Source organism: Bradyrhizobium sp. USDA 3397, from assembly GCF_054060965.1.
In genome coordinates this window covers 4,460,016-4,480,347 of record NZ_JBSSDS010000001.1, presented here as the reverse complement: position 1 = coordinate 4,480,347, position 20,332 = coordinate 4,460,016, and the positions used below count along the sequence as shown (strand labels likewise).

Annotated in this window: 22 protein-coding genes and 1 tRNA gene; 13 read left to right on the top strand and 10 right to left on the bottom strand. The window is 65.0% G+C overall.

Translation table 11 applies throughout. From position 1 onward, the window contains the following. The first annotated feature begins 6 nt into the window (after positions 1 to 6). A complete protein-coding gene (locus tag ACVWYQ_RS20690; protein ID WP_404544479.1) occupies positions 7 to 963 on the top strand; it encodes a tripartite tricarboxylate transporter substrate-binding protein in 957 nt (318 codons plus the stop codon). A 9-nt stretch (positions 964 to 972) separates the two neighbouring features. On the opposite strand, the gene ACVWYQ_RS20685 is transcribed toward ACVWYQ_RS20690, so the two are convergent. Then, positions 973 to 1,332: a VOC family protein gene (locus tag ACVWYQ_RS20685; RefSeq protein ID WP_036014526.1), complete on the bottom strand. Its 360-nt coding sequence runs from the start codon at positions 1,330 to 1,332 to the stop codon at positions 973 to 975. A gap of 137 nt (positions 1,333 to 1,469) precedes the next feature. On the opposite strand from ACVWYQ_RS20685, the gene ACVWYQ_RS20680 reads away from it, so the two are divergent. The 3 genes from ACVWYQ_RS20680 to ACVWYQ_RS20670 all read left to right on the top strand — a co-directional run bounded on the left by ACVWYQ_RS20680 (position 1,470) and on the right by ACVWYQ_RS20670 (position 3,646). Next, positions 1,470 to 1,546: transfer RNA gene (locus ACVWYQ_RS20680), tRNA-Arg, on the top strand. 12 nt (positions 1,547 to 1,558) lie between these two features. Beyond that, positions 1,559 to 2,386 carry a DUF2569 family protein gene (locus ACVWYQ_RS20675; protein WP_456726322.1) on the top strand — a complete coding sequence of 276 codons (828 nt, stop codon included), beginning with the start codon at positions 1,559 to 1,561 and terminating at the stop codon, positions 2,384 to 2,386. Positions 2,387 to 2,506: 120 nt separating this feature from the next. After that, positions 2,507 to 3,646 (top strand): amidohydrolase/deacetylase family metallohydrolase, encoded by a 1,140-nt coding sequence (locus tag ACVWYQ_RS20670; RefSeq protein ID WP_456727199.1) that lies wholly within the window; start codon positions 2,507 to 2,509, stop codon positions 3,644 to 3,646. A 40-nt stretch (positions 3,647 to 3,686) separates the two neighbouring features. On the opposite strand, the gene ACVWYQ_RS20665 is transcribed toward ACVWYQ_RS20670, so the two are convergent. Then, on the bottom strand, positions 3,687 to 4,412 hold the full coding sequence (locus ACVWYQ_RS20665; RefSeq protein WP_271539678.1) for an alpha/beta fold hydrolase: 726 nt from the start codon (positions 4,410 to 4,412) through the stop codon (positions 3,687 to 3,689). Positions 4,413 to 4,573: 161 nt separating this feature from the next. Here ACVWYQ_RS20665 and ACVWYQ_RS20660 point away from each other — a divergent pair, with 161 nt between their 5' ends. Further along, on the top strand, positions 4,574 to 5,554 hold the full coding sequence (locus ACVWYQ_RS20660; protein ID WP_157285801.1) for a helix-turn-helix domain-containing protein: 981 nt from the start codon (positions 4,574 to 4,576) through the stop codon (positions 5,552 to 5,554). A 16-nt stretch (positions 5,555 to 5,570) separates the two neighbouring features. Here ACVWYQ_RS20660 and ACVWYQ_RS20655 read toward each other — a convergent pair whose 3' ends face one another. The 5 genes from ACVWYQ_RS20655 to ACVWYQ_RS20635 are packed head-to-tail and all read right to left on the bottom strand — an operon-like array spanning position 5,571 to position 9,630. Then, positions 5,571 to 6,716: an acyl-CoA dehydrogenase family protein gene (locus ACVWYQ_RS20655; protein ID WP_157285802.1), complete on the bottom strand. Its 1,146-nt coding sequence runs from the start codon at positions 6,714 to 6,716 to the stop codon at positions 5,571 to 5,573. A gap of 13 nt (positions 6,717 to 6,729) precedes the next feature. Beyond that, the gene (locus ACVWYQ_RS20650; RefSeq protein ID WP_157285803.1) at positions 6,730 to 7,557 is read right to left on the bottom strand and encodes an SDR family NAD(P)-dependent oxidoreductase; all 828 of its coding nucleotides are present in this window, start codon (positions 7,555 to 7,557) and stop codon (positions 6,730 to 6,732) included. A gap of 20 nt (positions 7,558 to 7,577) precedes the next feature. Further along, entirely contained in the window at positions 7,578 to 7,988 is a 411-nt protein-coding gene (locus ACVWYQ_RS20645) for a MaoC family dehydratase (RefSeq protein ID WP_271539673.1), read from the bottom strand. After that, positions 7,985 to 8,440, bottom strand: a complete 456-nt coding sequence (locus ACVWYQ_RS20640) for a MaoC family dehydratase N-terminal domain-containing protein (RefSeq protein ID WP_404544471.1) — start codon at positions 8,438 to 8,440, stop codon at positions 7,985 to 7,987. The genes ACVWYQ_RS20645 and ACVWYQ_RS20640 overlap by 4 nt, the downstream gene beginning before the upstream one ends. 8 nt (positions 8,441 to 8,448) lie before the next feature. Next, complete coding sequence (locus ACVWYQ_RS20635; RefSeq protein ID WP_271539669.1) at positions 8,449 to 9,630, bottom strand: lipid-transfer protein; 1,182 nt, start codon at positions 9,628 to 9,630, stop codon at positions 8,449 to 8,451. A gap of 88 nt (positions 9,631 to 9,718) precedes the next feature. Between ACVWYQ_RS20635 and ACVWYQ_RS20630 the strand changes: the two genes are divergently transcribed. Both ACVWYQ_RS20630 and ACVWYQ_RS20625 read left to right on the top strand, forming a co-directional pair. Continuing rightward, complete coding sequence (locus ACVWYQ_RS20630; RefSeq protein WP_271539667.1) at positions 9,719 to 10,447, top strand: TetR/AcrR family transcriptional regulator; 729 nt, start codon at positions 9,719 to 9,721, stop codon at positions 10,445 to 10,447. After that, complete coding sequence (locus ACVWYQ_RS20625; protein ID WP_271539665.1) at positions 10,444 to 12,000, top strand: acyl-CoA synthetase; 1,557 nt, start codon at positions 10,444 to 10,446, stop codon at positions 11,998 to 12,000. Before ACVWYQ_RS20630 ends, ACVWYQ_RS20625 begins: the two co-directional genes overlap by 4 nt. A 91-nt stretch (positions 12,001 to 12,091) precedes the next feature. On the opposite strand, the gene ACVWYQ_RS20620 is transcribed toward ACVWYQ_RS20625, so the two are convergent. After that, positions 12,092 to 13,033, bottom strand: a complete 942-nt coding sequence (locus ACVWYQ_RS20620; RefSeq protein ID WP_404544467.1) for an SDR family NAD(P)-dependent oxidoreductase — start codon at positions 13,031 to 13,033, stop codon at positions 12,092 to 12,094. A gap of 72 nt (positions 13,034 to 13,105) precedes the next feature. Here ACVWYQ_RS20620 and ACVWYQ_RS20615 point away from each other — a divergent pair, with 72 nt between their 5' ends. Together ACVWYQ_RS20615 and ACVWYQ_RS20610 are read left to right on the top strand one after the other, a co-directional pair. Continuing rightward, a complete protein-coding gene (locus ACVWYQ_RS20615; RefSeq protein ID WP_404544464.1) occupies positions 13,106 to 13,762 on the top strand; it encodes a TetR/AcrR family transcriptional regulator in 657 nt (218 codons plus the stop codon). 118 nt (positions 13,763 to 13,880) lie between these two features. Beyond that, a complete protein-coding gene (locus ACVWYQ_RS20610; protein WP_404544462.1) occupies positions 13,881 to 14,555 on the top strand; it encodes an alpha/beta hydrolase family protein in 675 nt (224 codons plus the stop codon). Between the two features lie 3 nt (positions 14,556 to 14,558). Here ACVWYQ_RS20610 and ACVWYQ_RS20605 read toward each other — a convergent pair whose 3' ends face one another. Beyond that, positions 14,559 to 15,533: a ketopantoate reductase family protein gene (locus tag ACVWYQ_RS20605; RefSeq protein WP_404544460.1), complete on the bottom strand. Its 975-nt coding sequence runs from the start codon at positions 15,531 to 15,533 to the stop codon at positions 14,559 to 14,561. 151 nt (positions 15,534 to 15,684) lie between these two features. On the opposite strand from ACVWYQ_RS20605, the gene ACVWYQ_RS20600 reads away from it, so the two are divergent. After that, positions 15,685 to 16,488 carry an enoyl-CoA hydratase-related protein gene (locus ACVWYQ_RS20600; protein WP_404544458.1) on the top strand — a complete coding sequence of 268 codons (804 nt, stop codon included), beginning with the start codon at positions 15,685 to 15,687 and terminating at the stop codon, positions 16,486 to 16,488. Between the two features lie 104 nt (positions 16,489 to 16,592). Next, entirely contained in the window at positions 16,593 to 17,483 is an 891-nt protein-coding gene (locus ACVWYQ_RS20595) for an NmrA family NAD(P)-binding protein (RefSeq protein ID WP_271539654.1), read from the top strand. A 24-nt stretch (positions 17,484 to 17,507) separates the two neighbouring features. Here ACVWYQ_RS20595 and ACVWYQ_RS20590 read toward each other — a convergent pair whose 3' ends face one another. Then, positions 17,508 to 17,780, bottom strand: coding sequence for a hypothetical protein (locus tag ACVWYQ_RS20590; protein ID WP_404544456.1), 273 nt, complete (start codon positions 17,778 to 17,780; stop codon positions 17,508 to 17,510). 112 nt (positions 17,781 to 17,892) lie between these two features. On the opposite strand from ACVWYQ_RS20590, the gene ACVWYQ_RS20585 reads away from it, so the two are divergent. Beyond that, positions 17,893 to 19,260, top strand: coding sequence for an FAD-dependent oxidoreductase (locus ACVWYQ_RS20585; RefSeq protein ID WP_404544453.1), 1,368 nt, complete (start codon positions 17,893 to 17,895; stop codon positions 19,258 to 19,260). A 30-nt stretch (positions 19,261 to 19,290) separates the two neighbouring features. Next, entirely contained in the window at positions 19,291 to 20,295 is a 1,005-nt protein-coding gene (locus ACVWYQ_RS20580; RefSeq protein WP_404544451.1) for an ABC transporter substrate-binding protein, read from the top strand. Positions 20,296 to 20,332: the final 37 nt, after the last annotated feature.

Below are 20,332 nucleotides of genomic sequence, written 5' to 3'. Positions count from 1 at the left end.
GGGACCATGACGATCACACGACGGGCGCTGCTGGCCGCGCCGGCTATTCTCGCATTGACGCCGGCGATGGCGCAGGCCGGTAAAATCACGCTGGTGGTGCCGTTCCCGCCGGGCGGATCGACCGACGCCATGGCGCGGCTGCTGCAGACGAACCTGCAGACCAAGCTTGGGCGCATCGTGGTGGTCGAGAACAAATCGGGCGCGGCCGGTGCGCTCGGCGCGGCGCAGGTCGCCAAGAGCCCGGCCGACGGCTCGACCTTCCTGGTGACGTTCGATTCCCACGCGGTGATCCCGTCGATCCTCGACAAGCCGCCGGTCGATGTCGAGCGCGAGCTGATACCGGTGCTGCTGATCGGCACCGCGCCTTACGTGATCGCGGCCGGCGCCGGCCGCCCCTACAAGACCTTCGCCGACGTGGTCGCCGCCTGCAAGGCGAGCCCCGGCGCGGTGAAATACGCCTCGGTCGGCATCGGCACGCTCGGCCATCTCGCCATGACCGTGCTCGGCAGCAAGGCCGGCGTCGAGATCATGCACGTGCCTTATCGCGGCGGCGGGCCGGCCATGAACGACGTGCTCGGCGGCCATGTCGATCTCATCGCGGGATCGGCGGCGCTGGTCGCCGCCCAGCTCGGCACCAACATGCTGCGTCCGATCCTGCAGCTCGGCCGCGAGCGGCTGCCGGCCCTGCCTGATACTCAGACCGCGATCGAGGCCGGCTTCCCGGACTTCGAGACGCTGGCCTGGTGGGGCATCTTCGCGCCCGCGGGCACGCCGCCGGACGTCGTTGCAGCCTTCGCGGCGGCATCCAAGGAGATCCTGAGCGAGCCCGCGACCGCCGCCCAGCTGAAGGAGACGCAACACATGACGCTGCTGCTCGAGGACGGCGCCGCCTTCAAGACCTTCTTCGACAAGCAGGTCGCCATTTGGGGCAAGGTGGTGAAGGACAACAATATCAGGGCGTGAGGCCCCCCGTCATGCCCGACGAAGGGGACGTGCGAAACTAAGCTCATGGCCGTCGGGGTCGGTGAGATGGAAGTAGCGCTCACCCCATTCGGCATCACGGGGCGTGGTCGACGGCTGCCATCCCGCGGCGCGCGCCTGCTCATAGGTTGCGTCGACATCGGCGACATGGAAGATGACGCGGCCCCACCAGGACCAGCGCTTGTCGTCCGGCTGTGCCGTCAGGTTTAGATAACCGGGGCCGACGCGAAAGCTCGTGAATGCGGCGGCTTCTCCACCATACAAGAGCTCGAACCCCAGCGACCGGTAGAAGTGCACGGCGCGCCCCATGTCATGCGTGCCGAGCGTGATGGCGCTGATGCTTTCGATCATGTGAGCTGCTCCGTTGGGAGGGGCCTGGAAGTATAGCCGCCCCGTTCAGGTTGACGATGGATCTCGCCCGCCTGACGGCTGGCGAACCGCATTTTGCTCTGCTATGAGGGGGCCGAGCCCGCACCCACGGGTTCCGCGGTCCCGTAGCTCAGCCGGATAGAGCGGCGGTTTCCTAAACCGTAGGTCGGAAGTTCGAGTCTTCCCGGGATCGCCATTTTCCGCGCGTTTGCGCGCGCCAAGGGCACGCAACGCCGGTATTCCTCCCAAGCGTTATTCCACTGTGACGTGTGCCGATAGCCGGCTAAAACACGGCGGGTGCAGGGGCCTTTGCATGGCGGATTTATGGTACTACGCTGAGGGCGGGCAGCGGCGCGGCCCGTTTTCGATTTCTGAACTCCTTCCGCTCCTCGCTAGTATCGCCGATCCTCGCCGTGTGCTGGTCTGGCGGCACGGCTTCGAGAATTGGAAGCCGGCCGGGGAGGTGCACGAGATCACGCAGCAGCTCCTTCAATCGCCGCCGCCAAGCCCAGCATCGCCGTCGGTTGAGGTCATTCGCGAGGCGGCGGCTCCCGCGGAAGACGCCGCTTCATTCAAGGACGTCCAGCCAGAGATGACCGGCGTCAGCGGCTGGCTCGGGCTTCTGGCGTTCGGCCAAATGATCGGCATCGTGCGCCTAGTCGTCAATACCGCGCAATATGTGCAGTCGATCCGCGCCGACCTATGGATGCAATTTTCGACCGTGTTCTGGAGCGAGATTGCGATGAACGTTGCGCTGATCGGGCTCGCGATCTGGACAGCGGTGCTCCTGTTCAGTCATTCCCGAAAATTTCCGACCTTCTTCATCCTGCAAATGATCTGCGCGGTGCTCATGCCTCTCGTCGACCTTCTCTGTGTGGCGTCGTTCTTCTCCGCAGCGCTGAACCGACCCTTCAGCGATTTTTTCATCATCGAACCTCTACAGATCGGACAGACATTCGTCGCTGCGATCAGCGCCACCATCTGGGTCATTTACGTCCTTCGCTCCCGAAGAGTCGCGAATACGTTCACGAGATAAGACCCACCGGGCACCGGCCGCAGTTGATTTGCGTCGCTGGTGCGAAAATTGCTAGCAGAGGCGACCAGGCCTGAAAGAGCACTTTCTGGCCGGTCCATGCTTGCCTATCTGGAGACCATGATGCCTTTTGACCTGATCCTTCGCGGCGGAAGGGTCATTGACCCCTCGCAGAAGCTCGATGCCGTGACGGATGTCGCATTTTCGAACGGCAAGGTTGCCGCTGTTGGCACAGGGCTCAAGGCGGATCCGGGCACGGAGGTGCGCGACGTTTCGCAATTCATCGTGTCGCCGGGGCTGATCGATCTGCACACCCATGTCTATTGGGGCGGCACCTCGCTCGGCATCGATGCCGAGGAGTTCTGCCGCCTCTCCGGCGTCACCACGGCGGTGGATACCGGCAGCGCTGGCCCGGGCAATTTCGCCGGCTTCCGCAAGCATGTGATCGAGCCGAGCCAGGTCCGCATCCTCGCCTATTTGCACGTCTCGCATGCCGGCATCTTCGGCTTCTCGCACCGGATCATGGTCGGCGAGAGCGAGGAGCTGCGCTTGATGAATCCGATCGAGGCGGCCGAAGTGGCCGATGCCAACCGCGATCTCGTCGTCGGCATCAAGGTGCGCGTGGGCCTGCATTCGTCGGGCACGTCGGGCGCGGTGCCGCTCGACATCGCGCTCGAGGTCGCGAACGAGGTCGGCATGCCGCTGATGGCGCATATCGATCATCCGCCGCCGAGCTACGAGGAGGTGCTGGCCCGCCTGCGGCCCGGCGACGTGTTGACCCATGCCTTCCGTCCATTCCCGAACACCCCGGCGACGGCGCAAGGCACGGTGAAGAAGGCGGTGCTCGAGGCGCGCGAGCGCGGCGTGCTGTTCGACATCGGCCATGGCAAGGGCTCGTTCGCGTTCAAGACCGCGCGCGCCATGCTCGCCAACGGCTTCTATCCGGACACCATCTCCTCCGACATCCATCAGCTCTGCATCGACGGCCCGGCCTACGACCAGGTCACGACCATGTCGAAGTTCCTGTGCATGGGCATGGAGCTGTCGGATGTGATCGCGGCATCGACGGTGAACGCGGCGATGGCGCTGCGGCGTCCCGAGCTCGGCAGCCTCAAGCCGGGCAGCGTCGGCGACGCCACGTTGATCTCGGTGCGGCAGGGCCAGTTCGACTACGAGGACGTCGTCGGCGAGCACCTGATCGGCGATCGCAAGATCGCGTCCGAAGGCGTCGTTATCGGCGGGCGTTGGTGGCATCCGAATTGACGGCGCTCATGGACCGGGAGCGCCGTCGAGGGACGTTTCGTCAATCGCGTCCCGCCTCCATGATCGCCTTGGCGAGCCGCGCGGGGTCCGAGAAGCACAGCTCGTGGCTTCCCGCGACCTGCACCAGGCGAAACAGGCCGAGCTTCTCCGACAGGCGCGGATGCCAGCCATGGCTGTGCGGCAGCGCGACGTCTTCGGTGCAGTTGATGTAGGATTTGGCCAGCGGCATCTCGGCCGGATTGGTCTTCAGCGTGATCTTGTCGGTGAAGGTCGCCAGCGGATGCGGATTGAGAACCTCGTAGGCGCGCTGCGCCGTCTCCAGATCGGCATCGTTGATGAAGGCCTCGCGCCAGACCGGGAACGGCAGCACCACCGAGCCGTCGCCGCGCTCGGCCGCGATGGCGTCGAACAGCCCGATATAGTGCGGCGGCACCATGTCGTTGAGGCATTCGCCGTCGTTGGGCACGAAGGCATTCCAATAGACCAGGCGGCGGATGCGCTCGGGCGCGAGATCGGCAACGCCGGTGATGACCATGCCGCCATAGGAATGGCCGAGCAGGACGACGTCCTTCAGATCGTTCTCGGCGAGGTAGTCGGCGATCGATTGGATCGCTTCCTTCAACCCGGTCGTCTTGGCATCGCCCGGACGGTTGCCCTTGATGGTGGGGGTATGGACCTGATGGCCGGCGGCGCGGATCGGCGCGGCGACCGGCTCGAGCTCGGCACCTGTGTGCCAGGCGCCATGGACGAGAACGTAGGTCGACATATTGTGGCTCCCTTGGAAGACTGCTTAGATCGGCGCGGCGATGACCTTGTCTGGATTTGCCGGCTGAACACCGGTCGACGTCGTTGTTGCCGCCATACTGAACCGCTGGGCGCGTTGCGCGCTTGTCTGACGCTGAACCGGATTGGTCCTGGAGCGAACTGATGGAGCAGCTCAATTCCGAAAGCCGGCCCCGTCATCTGGTCTGGGACACCGGCGAGACGCGGCCCGAGGAGCAGTTCTCCTACTATCGCGAAGCGATCTGCCAGGCCTTCATGAACCTGACGCCGGAATCGGCGACCACCTCGCGGTTTCCGGCCAAGGTCGAGGCGATCAAGATCGGCAGCGGTGCCATCAACCGCGTGGTCTTTCCCGAGCACACCGTGCTTCGCTCGCGCGCGGATATCGCTGCGTCGACCGAAAGCTGCTTCTATCTGAACTTCAAGCTCGCCGGCCGCTGCCGCATGGTCCAGGGCGGCTGTGACGTCAGCCTGTCGCGCGGCCAGGTCGGCATCTGCGACAGCGACCGGGAAGTGACCTTGCTGCATGATCGCGGCCCGACGCTGCAGGTTGCATCCTTCTGGGTGCCTTCGCGCGAGCTGCGTGATCGGCTGCCACCGTCGTTCGACTTCAAGGTGGAGCGCGTGTCCGACGATCCCTTCGTCGGCCATCTCATCGTCGAGACCGCGCGGTCTCTGAATGCCGGCGCGCTGCGGATGACCGAAGGCGAAGCCGTCAGGCTGTTCGGCGTGCTGCTCGACCTCGTTGCGCTGAGCCTGTCGCGCCGCTCGCGTGCGCAGACGGCCGAAGCCGCCAGCTTTGCCGATGCGACCGCGCTCGCGCTCCGCCGCGCCGTGCATGAACGCCTCTCCGAGCAGCGCCTCGCGGTTGCGGACGTCGCACGTGCCATCGGTATCAGCGAGCGCTACGTGCACAAATTGTTTGAGCGCGCGGGTACCACATTCTCGGACTACGTCATGGACCGCAGGTTGGACGGCGCGGCGCGCGACCTGAGCGATCCCGCGAAGGCGGGCCAGGCGATCGGCTCGATCGCCTTTGATTGGGGCTTCTCGGACCTGTCCCACTTCACCCGCCGCTTCAAGCAGCGCTTCGGCTGCCGGCCGCGCGACTGGCGCGCGCGGTGATCGACAGCGACCTGATCTACAAGGATCTGGCGATCAGGAGCTTCATGATCTCGTTGGTGCCGCCATAGATCTTCTGGATGCGGGAATCGATGAAGATGCGCGAGATCGGGTATTCCTGCATGTAGCCGTAGCCGCCGAACAGCTGCAGGCATTCGTCGGCGGTCTCGACCTGCTTCTCCGAGCACCAATATTTCGCCATCGAGGCCGTCACGGTGTCGAGGTCCTTGGCGATCAGGCGCTCGATGCACCAGTCGACGAAGACGCGCGCGATCATCGCCTCGGTCTTGCGCTCGGCCAGCGTGAAGGCGGTGTTCTGGAAATCCATCAGCGGCTTGCCGAATGCCTTCCGCTCCTTGGTGTAGTCGGTGGTGAGCTTGACCGCGCGCTCCATCGAGGCGACGGCGCCGACCGCGAGCGCAAGGCGTTCCTGCGGCAATTGCTGCATCAACTGGACAAAACCCTGGCCCTCCTCCTTGCCGAGCAGGTTTTCCGGCGGCACCGTCACGTTGTCGAAGAACAGCTCCGAGGTGTCGGAGGCATGCAGGCCGATCTTGTCGAGGTTGCGCCCGCGCTTGTAGCCGTCCGCGCCCGCGGTCTCGACCACGATCAGCGAAATGCCCTTGGCACCAGCCTCGCCCGTGCGCGCGACCACGATGACGAGATCGGCGGCCTGGCCATTCGTGATGAAGGTCTTCTGGCCATTGATGACGTAGGAATTGCCCTGCTTCTTCGCCGTGGTTTTCACGGCTTGCAGGTCCGACCCGGTGCCCGGCTCGGTCATGGCGATTGCGCCGACCATCTCGCCGGACGCCATCTTCGGCAGCCAGCGTTTCTTCTGCTCCTCCGAGCCGTAGTTGAGAATGTAATGCGCGACGATGGCGCTGTGCACGGAGACGCCGGTGGTCAGCTCCGGCACCGTGCTCTCGAGATCATCGAGCACGGCGGCGTCATAGGCGAAGGTCGCGCCCAGGCCGCCATATTCCTCCGGCACGCTCGCCAGCAGCGCGCCCATCTCGCCTAGCCCGCGCCAGGCGAAGCGGTCGACCATTTTCTGCTCGCGCCATTTCTCGGCATGGGGCGCCAGGTCCTTGGCGAGATATTTGCGGAACTGGTCGCGGAAGACGTCGAGCTCTTCGGTCATCCAGGAGGATCGATAATGCATCAGCGCCTCGCTCTTAGACAATCAGGCCGCCGCCGGCGACGACCACCTGGCCGCTGATATAGTTGGATTCCGGACTGCAGAACAGATAGACGGCGTCGGCCGCCTCTTCCGGCGTACCGCCGCGGCCGAGCGGGATCATGCGCGACATGGCTTCCAGCATGTGCGGCTGCACGCCGACTTTGATGTCCCGGCCGGCGACGTCGATGGTCTTCTGCTGCGCCTCGATCGGCTGGGTCAGGCGGGTGTTGATGAGGCCAAAGGCGACGCAATTGACGTTGACCTTGTAGCGGCCCCACTCCTTGCACATGGTTCGGGTCAATCCGATCAGCGAAGCCTTGGCCGAGGAATAGCTGGCCTGCCCGGCATTGCCGTAGAGACCTGCGATGGAGGAGATGTTCACGACCTTGCGGAACACCTCGCGTCCCTCTTCGGCCTCCTTCCTGGCGAAGACGCGGATCGGCTCGGCGGCCGCGCGCAGGATCCGGAACGGCGCGACGAGGTGGACGTCGAGCATGGCTTGGAACTGCTCGTCGGTCATCTTCTGGATGGTGGAGTCCCAGGTGTAGCCGGCATTGTTGACGATGATGTCGAGCCCGCCGAACTTGTCCAGCGCGGCGCCGACGAAGCGATCGGCGAAACCCGCTTCCGAGACGCTGCCGTTCACGGCAGTGGCGTCGCCGCCCATCGCCTTGATCTCCGCCACCACGGCATTGCCAGGCTCGGCATCGAGATCGTTGACGACCACCCTGGCGCCTTCGCGCGCGAGCTTGAGCGCGATCGCGCGCCCGATGCCGCGGCCCGAGCCGGTGACGAGCGCGACCTTTCCCTGCAGTTTTGTCATCTGGATGAGTCCTCTTGCTGTCAGAGCGCGACGACGGCGCTGCCTTCGAGCTTGAGCTCGCCGCGATCGTCCCTGGTGGCGAGCGCGAGCCTTGCGCGATCCTCGCCATCCTCGGCGAAGAGCTCGGTCACGGTGCCTTCGCAAGTGAGCTTGGCGCCGAGCTGAGTTATCGAGACGAACCGGGTCGTAAAGGTGCGGAGCTTCGAGGGCGGCACCACATCCGTCAGCGCCTGCCCGAGACAGGCCATCACCAGCATGCCGTGGACGAACACATCCGGAAATCCGGCCGCCTTGGCGAAGTCGATGTCGACGTGAATCGGGTTGTGGTCGCCCGATGCGCCGCAATAGAGCGCGAGCGTGTGGCGGGTGATCGGCGGAAAGACCTTGTGGACGATGCGGTCGCCGGCCTTGATGTCTCCGGACGCCGTCATGACGTCACCTCGTTGCGGACGACGATGGTCCGCGCGGTATCGGCGACATGCACGCCGTCCTGGTTGGTCACCTCGCATCGGATGCCGATCAGCGTCATCGCGCCACCCTTCTTGTCCGTTACGCTGGTTACGCGCGGCCGAAACGTCAGGGTGTCGCCGACCAGAACCGGCGCATGATAGGCGAAGCTCTGCTCGCCATGCAGCACGCGGGCGAGATCAATGCCGAGCGTGCTGAACATCTCGAATGGGTCGTCGACGTCCATCATCTCCAGGCAGAACAGATAGGTCGGCGGCACTGGGGTGCCAGCGAATCCAGCCGCTCGCGCGGCATCCGCATTGCGGTAGACCGGATTCTGTTCACCCAGCGTGTTGAGGAAGTAGCGGAGACGGCCGGGCTCTACGCGCGCGGTGACCGGCGTGAAGCTGCGCCCTACGGCGGACTGGTCGACCATGGCCGATATCAGTGCCGCTTGTAGAGCGTGACGACGCAGGCGCCGCCGAGGCCCAGATTGTGCTGGAGCGCGACCTTCGCACCCTCGACTTGCGTGGAGCCTGCCGTGCCGCGCAGCTGCCGCGTCAGCTCGTAGCACTGCGCAAGCCCGGTGGCGCCGAGCGGATGTCCCTTGGACAGCAATCCGCCGGACGGATTGGTCACGATCCGGCCGCCATAGGTATTGTCGCCGTCATTGATGAACTTGCCGGCTTCACCCTCGCCGCAGAGGCCGAGCGCCTCGTAGGTGATGAGCTCGTTATGGGCGAAGCAGTCGTGCAGTTCGACGACATCGAGATCGTCAGGCCCGATGCCGGCGCTTTCATAAACTCGGCCTGCCGCCTCTTTGGCCATGTCGTAGCCGACCAGCTGCATCATGTCGCCTGCCTTGAAGGTCGAGGGCTTGTCGGTTGTCATGGCCTGCGCCGCGATGCGTACTTCTTTGCCGATGCCATGCTTGTCGGCAAACCGCTCGGAGACCAGCACGGCGGCGGCGCCGCCGCAGGTCGGCGGGCACGCCATCAGGCGCGTCATCACGCCCGGCCAGATCACCTGATCGTTCATGACGTCGTCCGCGCTGACTTCCTTGCGGAAGAGTGCGAGTGGATTGTTCTTGGCGTGACGGCTCGCCTTGGCGCGCACCTTGGCGAAGGCGTCGAGCGGGGTGCCGTATTTCTTCATGTGGCTGAGCCCGGCGCCGCCGAAATAGCGCAGCGCCAGCGGAATGCCGGGGGCGTCGATCAGCCGGTCCGCGGCGGCGTCGAAGTCCTCGAACGCGCTCGGGCGATCGGTGTAGACGCTGCCGAGCGCGCCGGGCTTCATCTGCTCGAAGCCAACCGCCAGCACGCAATCCAGCGCCCCGCTTGCGATCATTTGCCGCGCCATGAACAGCGCGGTCGATCCGGTCGAGCAATTGTTGTTGACGTTGACGATGGGGATGCCGGTCATACCGACGGGGTAGAGCGCGCGCTGCCCGCAGGTGGAATCGCCATAGACGTATCCGACATAGGCCTGCTCGATCTTCTCGTAGCCGAGGCCGGCATCGGCGAGCGCGAGCTTGACCGCTTCCGTTCCCATCTCGTGATAGGGCGCGCTGGCGCCCGGCTTGGCGAACGGAATCATGCCGACCCCGGCGACGACGACGTCAGACATCGCTTCCTCCCAATAAATTACCCGTTGGACTTTTTCTTACCCCTGGGTAACATATCGTCCGATCTCCACCAGAGTCAACCGATCGACCATGGATTCAGCTCCGCCGTCATCGCCTTCGCCCTGGCTGCCGTTCGAGAGCCGGCGCCGCGCCCGCGACGAGAAGCGCGAGGCGGTGCTGCGTGCCGCCGTGCAGCTGTTCCTGGAGCAGGGCTATCATCGCGTAACGCTGAACGAGGTTGCGGACCGGCTGAACATCACCAAGCCCGCGCTATACAACTACTTCCGGGGCAAGGACGAGATCCTGTTCGAATGCTGGTCGATGGGCGCCGAGCTCGTCGACGGCGTGATCACGGAGATCAACGCCGGTGGTGGTTCGGGTCTCGCCAAGCTGCGCAAGCTGGTCCGCGCCTATGCCGAACTGATGGCGACCGATTTCGGCGCGAGCCTGGTGCGGTTCGATCTACGCGACCTCGCGGAACGGAACGCCGTCGTCGCGCGCGCCGCCAAGAGGCGGATCGACGCCACCTTCCGGCGATACATTACTGCAGGCATTGCTGACGGTTCGATCAGGCCTTGCGATCCCAAGCTTGCAGCCTTCGCGATCGCGGGTTCGCTCAATTGGATCGGCCATTGGTATCGGCGGGAGGGCAACCTGTCGCCGACCGCGATCGCCGACGAGTTCACGGTGCGGCTGACGGACGGCCTGGCGGCCGAGGTTCGGCTGCAAATGGCAAGGAAGACGCCGAGGGCGCCGCAAGGGCGCAACTCAGGACGCAAAGCAACAGGGAAGAAACGCACGGGAGGAGGAACGGGATGAACATCACGCACGGACTGCGCAGGGCGCTGCAGATCAATCCGAATGGGCTGGCGACCGTTTATGGCCAGCGGCGGCGCAGCTGGGGCGAGCTCGGCGAGCGCGTTACACGGCTGGCCGGCGGCCTGCGCACGCGCGGCGTCGGGAACGGCGACCGTGTTGCAGTGCTGTCCTTCAATTCCGACCGCTATCTCGAACTCTATCTAGCGACCGGCTGGGCGGGCGGCGTGATCGTGCCGCTCAACATCCGCTGGAGCGCTTTGGAAAACGAGGATGCGCTGCGCGACTGCCGTGCCTCCGTTCTGCTGGTCGACAAGGCCTTTGCGCAGGTCGGTGCGCAGCTCGCCGGCGCCATTCCGGGGCTGAAGCTGATCTATGCCGACGATGGCGAGGCGCCGGCGGGGATGGAGAGCTATGAGGATCTGGTTGCGGGCAGCGCTCCGGTGCCCGACGCCATGCGCAAAGGCGATGATCTCGCCGGCATCTTCTACACCGGCGGCACCACCGGCCGTTCCAAAGGCGTGATGCTCGGTCATCAGAATCTGATGGCCAATGCGCTCAACGCACTCGGCGAAGGCCTGTTTCCGGCAAGTGCGATCTATCTGCATGCGGCACCGATGTTTCACCTTGCCAACGGGGCGGCGATGTATTCGCTGCTGCTCTCCGGCGGCTCGAACGTGATCGTTCAGGGCTTCACGCCCGAAGGCGTGATGGCTGCGATGCAGAACGAGCGCGTCACAGACGTGCTGCTGGTGCCCACGATGATCCAGATGTTCGTCGATCACCCCGCGATCGGCAAATATGACCTGTCGTCCCTGAAGAACATCATTTACGGGGCCTCGCCGATCAGCGAGGCGGTGCTCGACCGTGCCGCGCGCGCACTGCCGCATGTGCGCTTCACGCAGGCCTATGGCATGACCGAATTGTCGCCGATCGCGACGCTGCTGCACCCCGACGAGCATGTCGGGGAGGGGCGCAAAAAGGGGCGCCATCGCGGCGCCGGCCGCGCCACGATCGGTTGCGAGGTGCGGATCGTCGACGAGAACGACCAGCCGCTGCCGGCGGGCGCCGTCGGCGAGATCGTGGTGCGCGGCGACACCGTGATGATGGGCTATTGGGAGCGGCCGGAGGAGACCGCGCGCGCCGTCGTCGACGGCTGGATGCACACGGGCGATGGCGGCTACATGGACGAAGACGGCTTCATCTATGTCGTCGACCGCGTCAAGGACATGATCATCTCGGGCGGCGAGAACGTTTACTCGGTCGAAGTCGAGAACGCGCTGGCCCAGCATCCGTCGGTGCTCCAATGCGCCGTGATCGGAATTCCCAATGAGCAATGGGGAGAGCAGGTCCATGCCGTCGTGGTCAAACGCAGCGGCGTAGAGGTTTCGACCGGCGAGCTGATCGAGTTCACGAAGACGTTGATTGCCGGCTACAAATGTCCGCGCAGCATCGAGATCACCGAGACGCCGCTGCCGTTGTCCGGCGCCGGCAAGGTGCTGAAGCGCGAGCTGCGCAGGCCGTTCTGGGAGGGGCGGGAGCGGCGGGTCAGCTGACGGCTCCCGCGCGTTACTGCCTGGGCGCCGAGGACGGCGGCAGGTACGCCCACGGGATCGCCATGAATTGTGTTTTCAGGCTGCGTCCGATCTAGCCATGAGCCGTCTTGCCTCCGTCGATCACGAACTGGCCGCCGGTCGTGTAGGGATGATCGTCTGAGGCGAGCACCAGCGCAAAAGCCGCGATCTCCTCGGGCGTCGCCAGGCGCTGCAACCCCGGGACGTTGGATTTAGCCCATTGCGCGATGCCGACGTGCCAGGCGGCATCGGGCAGGCCCTCCATGCCGGCGAGCCGGCGGATCATCGGGGTATCCGTGGTGCCGGGGATCAAGGTGTTGATGCGGATGCCATGCTTTGCGTAGTCGAGTGCTGCGGCCTGCACCAGGCCGACCAGTCCGCGCTTGGCCGCAGAATAGGCCGAGCGCTTGGCCGAGGTCGCAATGGCGTTCGACGAGGAGGTGACGACGATCGATCCGCCTTTCTCCAGCATGTGCGGGATTTGGTACTTCATTGACAGGAACACGCCGCGCAGATCCGTGCCGATCACGTCGTCGAATTCGGCCGCGCTAAATTCATGCAGCGGCTTCTCGATGGAGATGCCGGCATTGTTGAAGGCGACGTCGAGCCGTCCGTAGCGCGCGATCGTCGTGTCGACCAGCGCCTTCACCTCGGATTCGTGGCGCAGGTCGGCGCGAATGAAGACGGCCTCGCCGCCGGACGCGCGCACCTCGGTCTCCACCTGCTTGCCACGGTCGGCGTTGCGCCCGCAAAAGGCGACCCGGCCGCCCTCGGCGGCGAACATCAGCGTTGCGGCCCGCCCGATTCCGGAGGTGCCGCCCGTGACGATGACGATCTTGCCCGCGAACCTTTGCTTGCCGCTCGGCTTCTGCTGCGGCAGCGCTGCGCCCTGGCCGAGCGCCACGCCGCCGGCGAGGCCGCCGACGGCACCTGCGAGCATGCCGAGGGCCGCGCTCCCGACCAGATGACGCCGCTTTACGGGATTGCTCGCGGTGATATTCTGTATTTCGGTCATTTCGAACTCCGGTCCGCTCAATCTGAACAGTGTTAAGATAGATATGCTGCAATCTGAACAGTGTCAAGTTACATGAAGAAACGGGCCCCCGCCGCCAAGCGCAGCACTGCTCCGACCCGGCCAAAGCCGGAGGTCGGATACCATCACGGCGAATTGCAGGAGGCGCTGATCGCCGCGAGCGAAGCCATTCTCGCCGAGCAGGGTGCGGAAGCCTTCACGCTGCGCGAAGCCGCACGCCGCGCCGGCGTTTCGCCGGCCGCGCCGTCGCATCATTTCGGCAACGCCCAGGGCCTTCTCACCGAAGTGGCGATCCGCGGCTACGACGCGCTTGCCGGCGCCTTGCGCGAGGCGGCCTCCGGCGAGCAGGGCGTCCGCGACAAGCTCCATGCCCAGGGGCTTGCCTATGTCGATTTTGCGTTGAGGCATCCCGGCCGTTTTCAGATGATGTTTGCCAACAAGCGGCTGGTTGCCGACGATGCGCGCCTGAAGCAGGCGAGCAGGGCCGCCGGCCATGCGTTCGAGGTCGTCGTCGCCGAGCTGACCGGCGGCACCGCGAAGGAGGCGAAGACGGCGGCTGCGGCGGCCTGGTCAACCGTTCACGGCTTTGCCAAGCTTGCGCTCGAGGAGAAATTCGGCTCTGTGAAGAACGAGGCCGGACGCCGCGAGATCATGATGACGCTCGATCAGGTCCTGAACTATCTCTGGCCCGCGAGCGGCACGCGTCGCTAGAGCATGATCCGGAAAAGTGCGAAGCGGTTTTCCGGAAAGATCATGCGCAAACAACAACCTAAAGCGCGATGACGTTCATCCAGATCTCATGGCGCTTTAGATGCAAATCGAGGCGGTCATGACGGGCAAGACGACAGAGCTCAAGTTTGACATCGAGCGCATCGGCACGGTCTCGGCGATCCTGACGCAGCCGACCCACGCGCGCGCCTGCTACGTCCTGGCGCACGGCGCCGGGGCTGATATGCGGCATTCCTTCATGGAGAAGGTTGCAGCCGGCCTTGCCCAGCGCGGCATTGCGACGTTCCGCTTCAATTTTCCTTACATGGAAGCGAAGAAGGGGCGTCCCGACCCGCCAGCAATCGCCCACGCGAGCGTCCGTGCCGCGGTCACGGAGGCAGCGCGGCTCTGCCCCGGGCTGAAGCTCGTTGCCGGCGGAAAATCGTTCGGAGGCCGCATGACCTCGCAGGCGCAGTCGAAGTCGCCGCTCCCCGATGTCAAAGGGCTGGCCTTCCTCGGCTTTCCCCTCCATGCTGCCAAGAAGCCGTCGAGCGAGCGCGCCGAGCACCTCGCTGCAATCGCGATTCCCATGCTGTTCCTGCAAGGCACACGCGACGAGCTTGCCGATCTTGCCCATCTCGAGCCCGTCATCGAGCGGCTCGGGCGTAAGGCGACGCTGCATGAGGTCGCAGGCGGCGACCATTCGTTTGCGGTGCTCAAGAAGTCCGGCCGGACCAATGACGAGGCGCTCGGCGAGGTTCTGGACACGCTCGGGGCCTGGATCGATGCGCTCTGAGGCTCACGCGGAATAAAGCCCCTTGTCGCGTGCCTTCTGAATCGCGAGGGCGGCGATCAGGTCGAGCGTCGGCGTCGACAGGCCGGCGGTGCGCGCGAAGGCCTGGGGCGCCTTCACCAGCACGTCGATCTCCATGGCGCGGCCGAGCTCGTAATCCTGCAGCAGCGACGGCTTGTGGTTGGGGGCGGGGCCGCTGCGGCTGACACGCTTCACCTCGGGAATGAAATATTGAGCGATCTCGTTGGCCTCGTTCAGCATGCGCGGAATCACCTCCGTGAAGGCGGGATCGTCGCGCACGCCGCGCGCGGTCTGGCCGGTGAGCAGGCACAGCACCGACAGAGACATGTTGGTCAGCAGCTTTGACCAGATCGCCTCGCGGATCTCGGCGACCGGCGGCGATTCCAGCCGCGCGTCGTTGAAGACGCCGCGCAGTTTCGTGATCCGCTCGCAATTGCGGTCGTCGCACTCGCCGATCAGGAGGCGGTTGCGGTCCGGGGTCAGGTTCTGCACCACGCCGGGCGCGATCACCTCGTTGGAGGAGAAGATCACGCCGCCGACGATCCGTTCCTTCGGGATGCAGGCGCGCAGGCGGCCGCCGGGATCGAGGAATGAAATGTCCGGCGGTGCCGGGTGCCGCGGAGGCAGGCCGATGCCGTACCACCAGGGAATGCCGTTTTGAGCGAACACGATCGCAGTGTCGTCCTGGAGCAGCGGCTTGATGCTGGAAACCAGCCCCTGAAGCGCGGTCGCCTTCAAGGTCGAGATCACGACGTCCTGCGGCCCGAGCTGGGCCGGATCGCCTGACGCGTTCACCTTGGCGCCGACCTCGGAATCGCCGACGCGCAGCTTGAGGCCACCCGCGCGGGCTGCCTCCAGATGCGCCCCCCGCATCACGCAACTGACCTCATGGCCGGCGCGCGCCAGCCGTACCGCAATGTGGCTGCCGACGGCGCCTGCGCCGAAAATGCAGATGCGCATATTGATATCCCGTATCCATCCCGTGGTGTCGCCCGCAGCCAGCATGACACAAGCCGCCATGCGATGGACGCGGCCACCCTACGCCGGAAAGATATGGATCAGGGCAGGCGCGCTCAGCCATAGTGTGCGGCAAACAACCGGAGGACCGCCGATGACTGCCAGCCCCGTCCTGTGGAGCCTCGATGAACGCGGGGTTGCGACCGTCACGTTGAACCGGCCGGAGGTCAACAACGCCTATGACGGCGCGCTGATCTCAGGCGTGCTCGCGGCCATGGACGACCTCGGCAGCAAGCCCAATTTGCGCGTCGTCGTGCTCCGGGGCAACGGCAAGCACTTCCAGGCCGGTGCCGACCTCAAATGGATTAACAGTGTGCGTCCGCAATCGCGCGAGGCAAACGAGGCGGCCTCGCGCGCGACGTTCGAAGCCGTGCAGCGGCTCAACACTTTGCCGATCCCCACCGTCGCGCTGGTGCAGGGCGGCTGTTTCGGGGGCGGTACCGGCGTCATCGCGGCCTGCGATGTCGTGATTGCCGCCGACAACGCCCTGTTCTCGATCACCGAGGTGCGCTGGGGGCTGACCGCCGCGATCATCATCCCGCAGCTCTGCGATGCCATTAGTGTACGGCAAGTCCGCCGCTACGCGCTGACCGGCGAACGCTTCGGCGCCGAAGACGCCCGGCGCATCGGCCTCGTCCACGAGGTGGTGCCGCTCGCCGATCTCGAGGCCGCAGGCGCCAAGGTGGTCGAGCAGCTGCTCGCCAACGGACCGGAGGCCACGGCCGAGACCAAGCGTCTTGCGCTGGAGAGCTCGTTCGGCGGCATGGCCGTGGACGATGACGCTTACACCCGGCTCGTGCAATTGCACTCGCTCAAGCGCCAGAGCGCCGAGGCAGCGGAGGGACTGGCGTCATTCGCCGAGAAACGGGCAGCGAGGTGGGGCGCCGACAAAAGCTGAGGGATGCGACGAGGTGCGGCTCGAAAAAGTGGGCTATGGGGGTATCGCGCGGAACTGCGGACGGGGCAGAAGATTTACCCGATTCAGCCTTATGGAGCGCGCCGATGTTCATTGTGGTTGGGGCAAACGGGCGTATCGGATCGGCCGTCGCGTCGAGGTTGCTGAATGCGGGGCGACCGGTTACAGCCGTGCTTCACAGCAACAACAACGAGGCCGATTGGCGCAGTCGCGGTGCGCAGACCGCGGTTGTCGATGTGCGCGACACCGACGGCTTGCGCGCGGTGTTCAGAACGGGCAAGCGCGCTTTCCTGCTCAATCCGAACGCCGACATCTCCACCGACACCGATCGTGAGGAGCATGCGACCGTCAGGAGCATCGTGGCGGCGCTCGAAGGATCCGGGCTCGAAAAGGTCGTCGCCGCATCTACCTATGGCGCCCAGCCGGGAGAGCGCTGCGGCGATCTCAATGTTCTCTATCATTTCGAGCAGGCGCTTGCCGCCCAACCGATACCAGCGACCATCCAGCGAGGCGCCTACTACATGAGCAACTGGGACCAACTGCTCGATGCGGCGAAGTGCGGCATGTTGCCGACCATGCTGCCCGCAGACATGAAGATCCCAATGGTCGCGCCCCCCGATCTTGGCAAGGCGGCCGCGCGCCATTTGTTGGAGCTGCCCCGCGATCAGGACGTGCATCATGTCGAAGGACCCGAGCGGTATTCGCCGCGGGATGTCGCGGATGCCTTCGCGGCCGTGCTCGGCCATCAGGTGAAGGTCGAGGTCATCCCGCGCGATCAATGGATCGCGGCTTATGGAAAGCTCGGCTTCTCCGCCGCGGCGGCGGAGTCTTATGCGCGAATGACCGCGGTCAGCGTCGACAGCGGCTTTGCCATGTCGGAGCCGTTCGAACGCGGCGAGACGACACTCGAAGACTATATCGGCGCTCTTGTCGCCCAGTCGCGCGGCTCGCACGCTGCTGCCAGCAGAGTCCTGTGACCGCCCAAATTGCAGTGCTCGTGGTCAGCAGCCGCGGCAGATGTTGTTGATGCTGCGATAGACGGCATCATCATCCTGTCGCAATTGGCGCAGCGTTTCGAGCGCTTTGCCGTCGTCGACCGCAGGTGCAGGCTTGCGCTTCGCGGCTAGCTCCTCCTCCTGCCGCTTGTAGCAGGCCTCGCGATCGGGCTTGGCGGGGATGAAGCGGCAGTTTTGCTCCACGGCCGAGGCGGGAACGGCCGAGATCGCGAGGGCGATAGAAGCGGCGAAGCAGTATCTGGCGATGATCGAATCCATGCCTGCACTTGTCTCAGGTCCACCGTTAGCGAGCAACCGCGATCTTGCGGGCATGAGGACCGCCGGCTAAGTCGTGATCCAGTTCGAACCAGATTCCGGGAAGGAACGCGCCATGCGGGCTACGACGATCGACGAACCGGCGCGCAAAGTGCCACTCTATGGCGAATATGAAGTCGTCGTGCTCGGCGGCGGCCCGGCCGGCATCGTGGCGGCAGCCGCAGCGGCGCGTGCGGGGCGGAAGACGCTGTTGATCGAGCGCTACGGCTTTCTCGGCGGCATGGGCACTGCGGCCGGCGTTACCAATTTCTGCGGCCTCCACGGCAATGTCCATGGCGAGCACCGGCGGCTTGTGCAGGGTCTGGCGTCGGAGCTGCTGGCGCGGATCGATCGCTTGAACGGCCTCAATGCGCCGCATCTGATCCTCGGCAAGGTTTTTGCCCAGGCCTATGACACCGCCGCCTACAAGATCGCGGCCGACGAGCTGCTCGCCAGCCACAAGGTGAATATGCTGTTCCACGCGCTCGGCGCCGGCGTCGTCATGGCCGAGGAGCGCCGCATCGACGCGATGCTGGTCGAGACCAAGGCCGGCCGGCAGGCGGTGCGCGCGGAGATCTTCATCGACTGCTCCGGCGACGGCGATCTTGCCGTGTGGGCCGGCGCGCCGTTCGAGATCGGCGACGCGCACGGCCATCCGCTCTACCCCTCGATGATGCTCCGTCTCAACGGCATCGACCCTGAGAAGGCCGGCGATGCCTGGCGCACCATTCCGCAATTGATGGAAAAGGCCTCCGCGGCCGGCACCCACACATTCCCGCGCAAAAGCGCGATCGTGCGGCCACAGAAATCCGGCATCGAATGGCGGGTAAACTTCACCCAGGTCGCGCGCGAGGACGGCCACGCCATCAACGGCATCGAGCCCGACGATCTCACCCGCGGTGAGATCGAGGGCCGCAAGCAGGCGCTCGCCGCGTACGAATTCCTGCGCAGCGCGGTGCCGGGTTTCGAGAAATCCTACATCGTCGACCTGCCGCCACAGCTCGGCATCCGCGAGACACGCCGCATCAAGGGTGGCTACCAGCTCAGCGGTGAGGACGTGCTCGGCTGTGCCTCGTTCGCGGATTCCATCGGCGTCAACGGCTGGCCGATCGAGGCCCATGTGCCCGGCGACGTCGTCTTCACCTTCCCGCCGATCCCGGAATCGCGCGGCTATAATGAGCTGCCTTACCGGATGCTGGTCCCTGAGGGCGTCGACAACCTCCTGGTCGCCGGTCGCTGTGCCTCGATGACCCACGAGGGCCAGTCGGCCGCGCGGGTCTCCGGTGCCTGCTTCGCGATGGGTGAGGCCGCCGGTTCCGCCGCCGCGCTGGCGCTGTCCGGAAACCGGATTCCACGCGAAATCCCCATTGAAAAGTTGCAGGAAACGTTGAAACAACAGGGCGCCTTCATCGGAGGGGACCAGGCGGTGCCCGAAGGCGTGTAACGCACTGCAAGACAAAGCGGAGGAAACGGGATGATCGGGATTGCGCGGCTCGCGGTAGCGGGCCTGATGGCGATCATGGCTATGGGCATGGCACGGGCCGAGGATGCGCTGAAAGCCAAGGTCGGCGTGCTCCGCCTGTCCTCGTCGGCGCCGGTCTTCATCGCGCTGGACAAGGGCTATTTCCGTGAGGCCGGCCTGGAGGTCGAGCTGAAGTTCTTCGATGCAGCGCAGCCGATTGCGGTCGCCACCACCTCGGGCGACGTCGATTTCGGCGTCACCGCTTTCACCGCCGGGCTCTACAATCTCGGCGGCAAGGGGGTGCTGAAGGTGATCGGCGGCATGAGCCGCGAGAAGCCGGGCTATCCCCTGATCGGCTATTTCGCCAGCAACAATGCCTATGCGAGCGGCTTGAAGACGCCGAAGGACCTTGCGGGCAAGCGCGTGGCGATGACGCAGGTCGGATCGAGCTTCCATTATTCGCTCGGCCTGCTCGCCGACAAATACGGCTTCAAGCTCGCGGACGTGAAAATCGTGCCGCTGCAATCGCTGTCGAATGCCGCCGCTGCGCTCAAGGGCGAGACCGTCGATGCCGCGTTGCTGCCGATCTCGACCGCACGAAAGCTGATGGACGAGGGCGGCGCGAAATTCCTGGGCTGGGTCGGTGACGAGACGCCGTGGCAGCTGGGCGCGGTATTCGCCGCGCCGAAGACGCTGGCCAACAAGGCGCTGGTGACGAAATTCCTCGGCGTGCTCGCGAAAGCCGACCGCGAATATCACGACGTCATCCTCACAGCGATGAAAGACGGTGTTGCCCCGATCAACGACAAGACCAGGCCGCTCCTGGAGATCATCGCAAAGTACACCAACCTGCCGGTCGAGCAGGTGGTCGGCAACTGCGCCTATATCGATCCCGACGGCAAGCTCGACGTGAAGAACGTCGACAACCAGATCAAATGGCTGCAGGAGCAGGGCTTCGTCGACAAGGGCTTTGATGCGGAAGCGATCATCGCGAAGGACTATGTGAAGGCGGATTGATGCTGATTGTGCAAACTCCCGCGGCAGGCGATCTGCC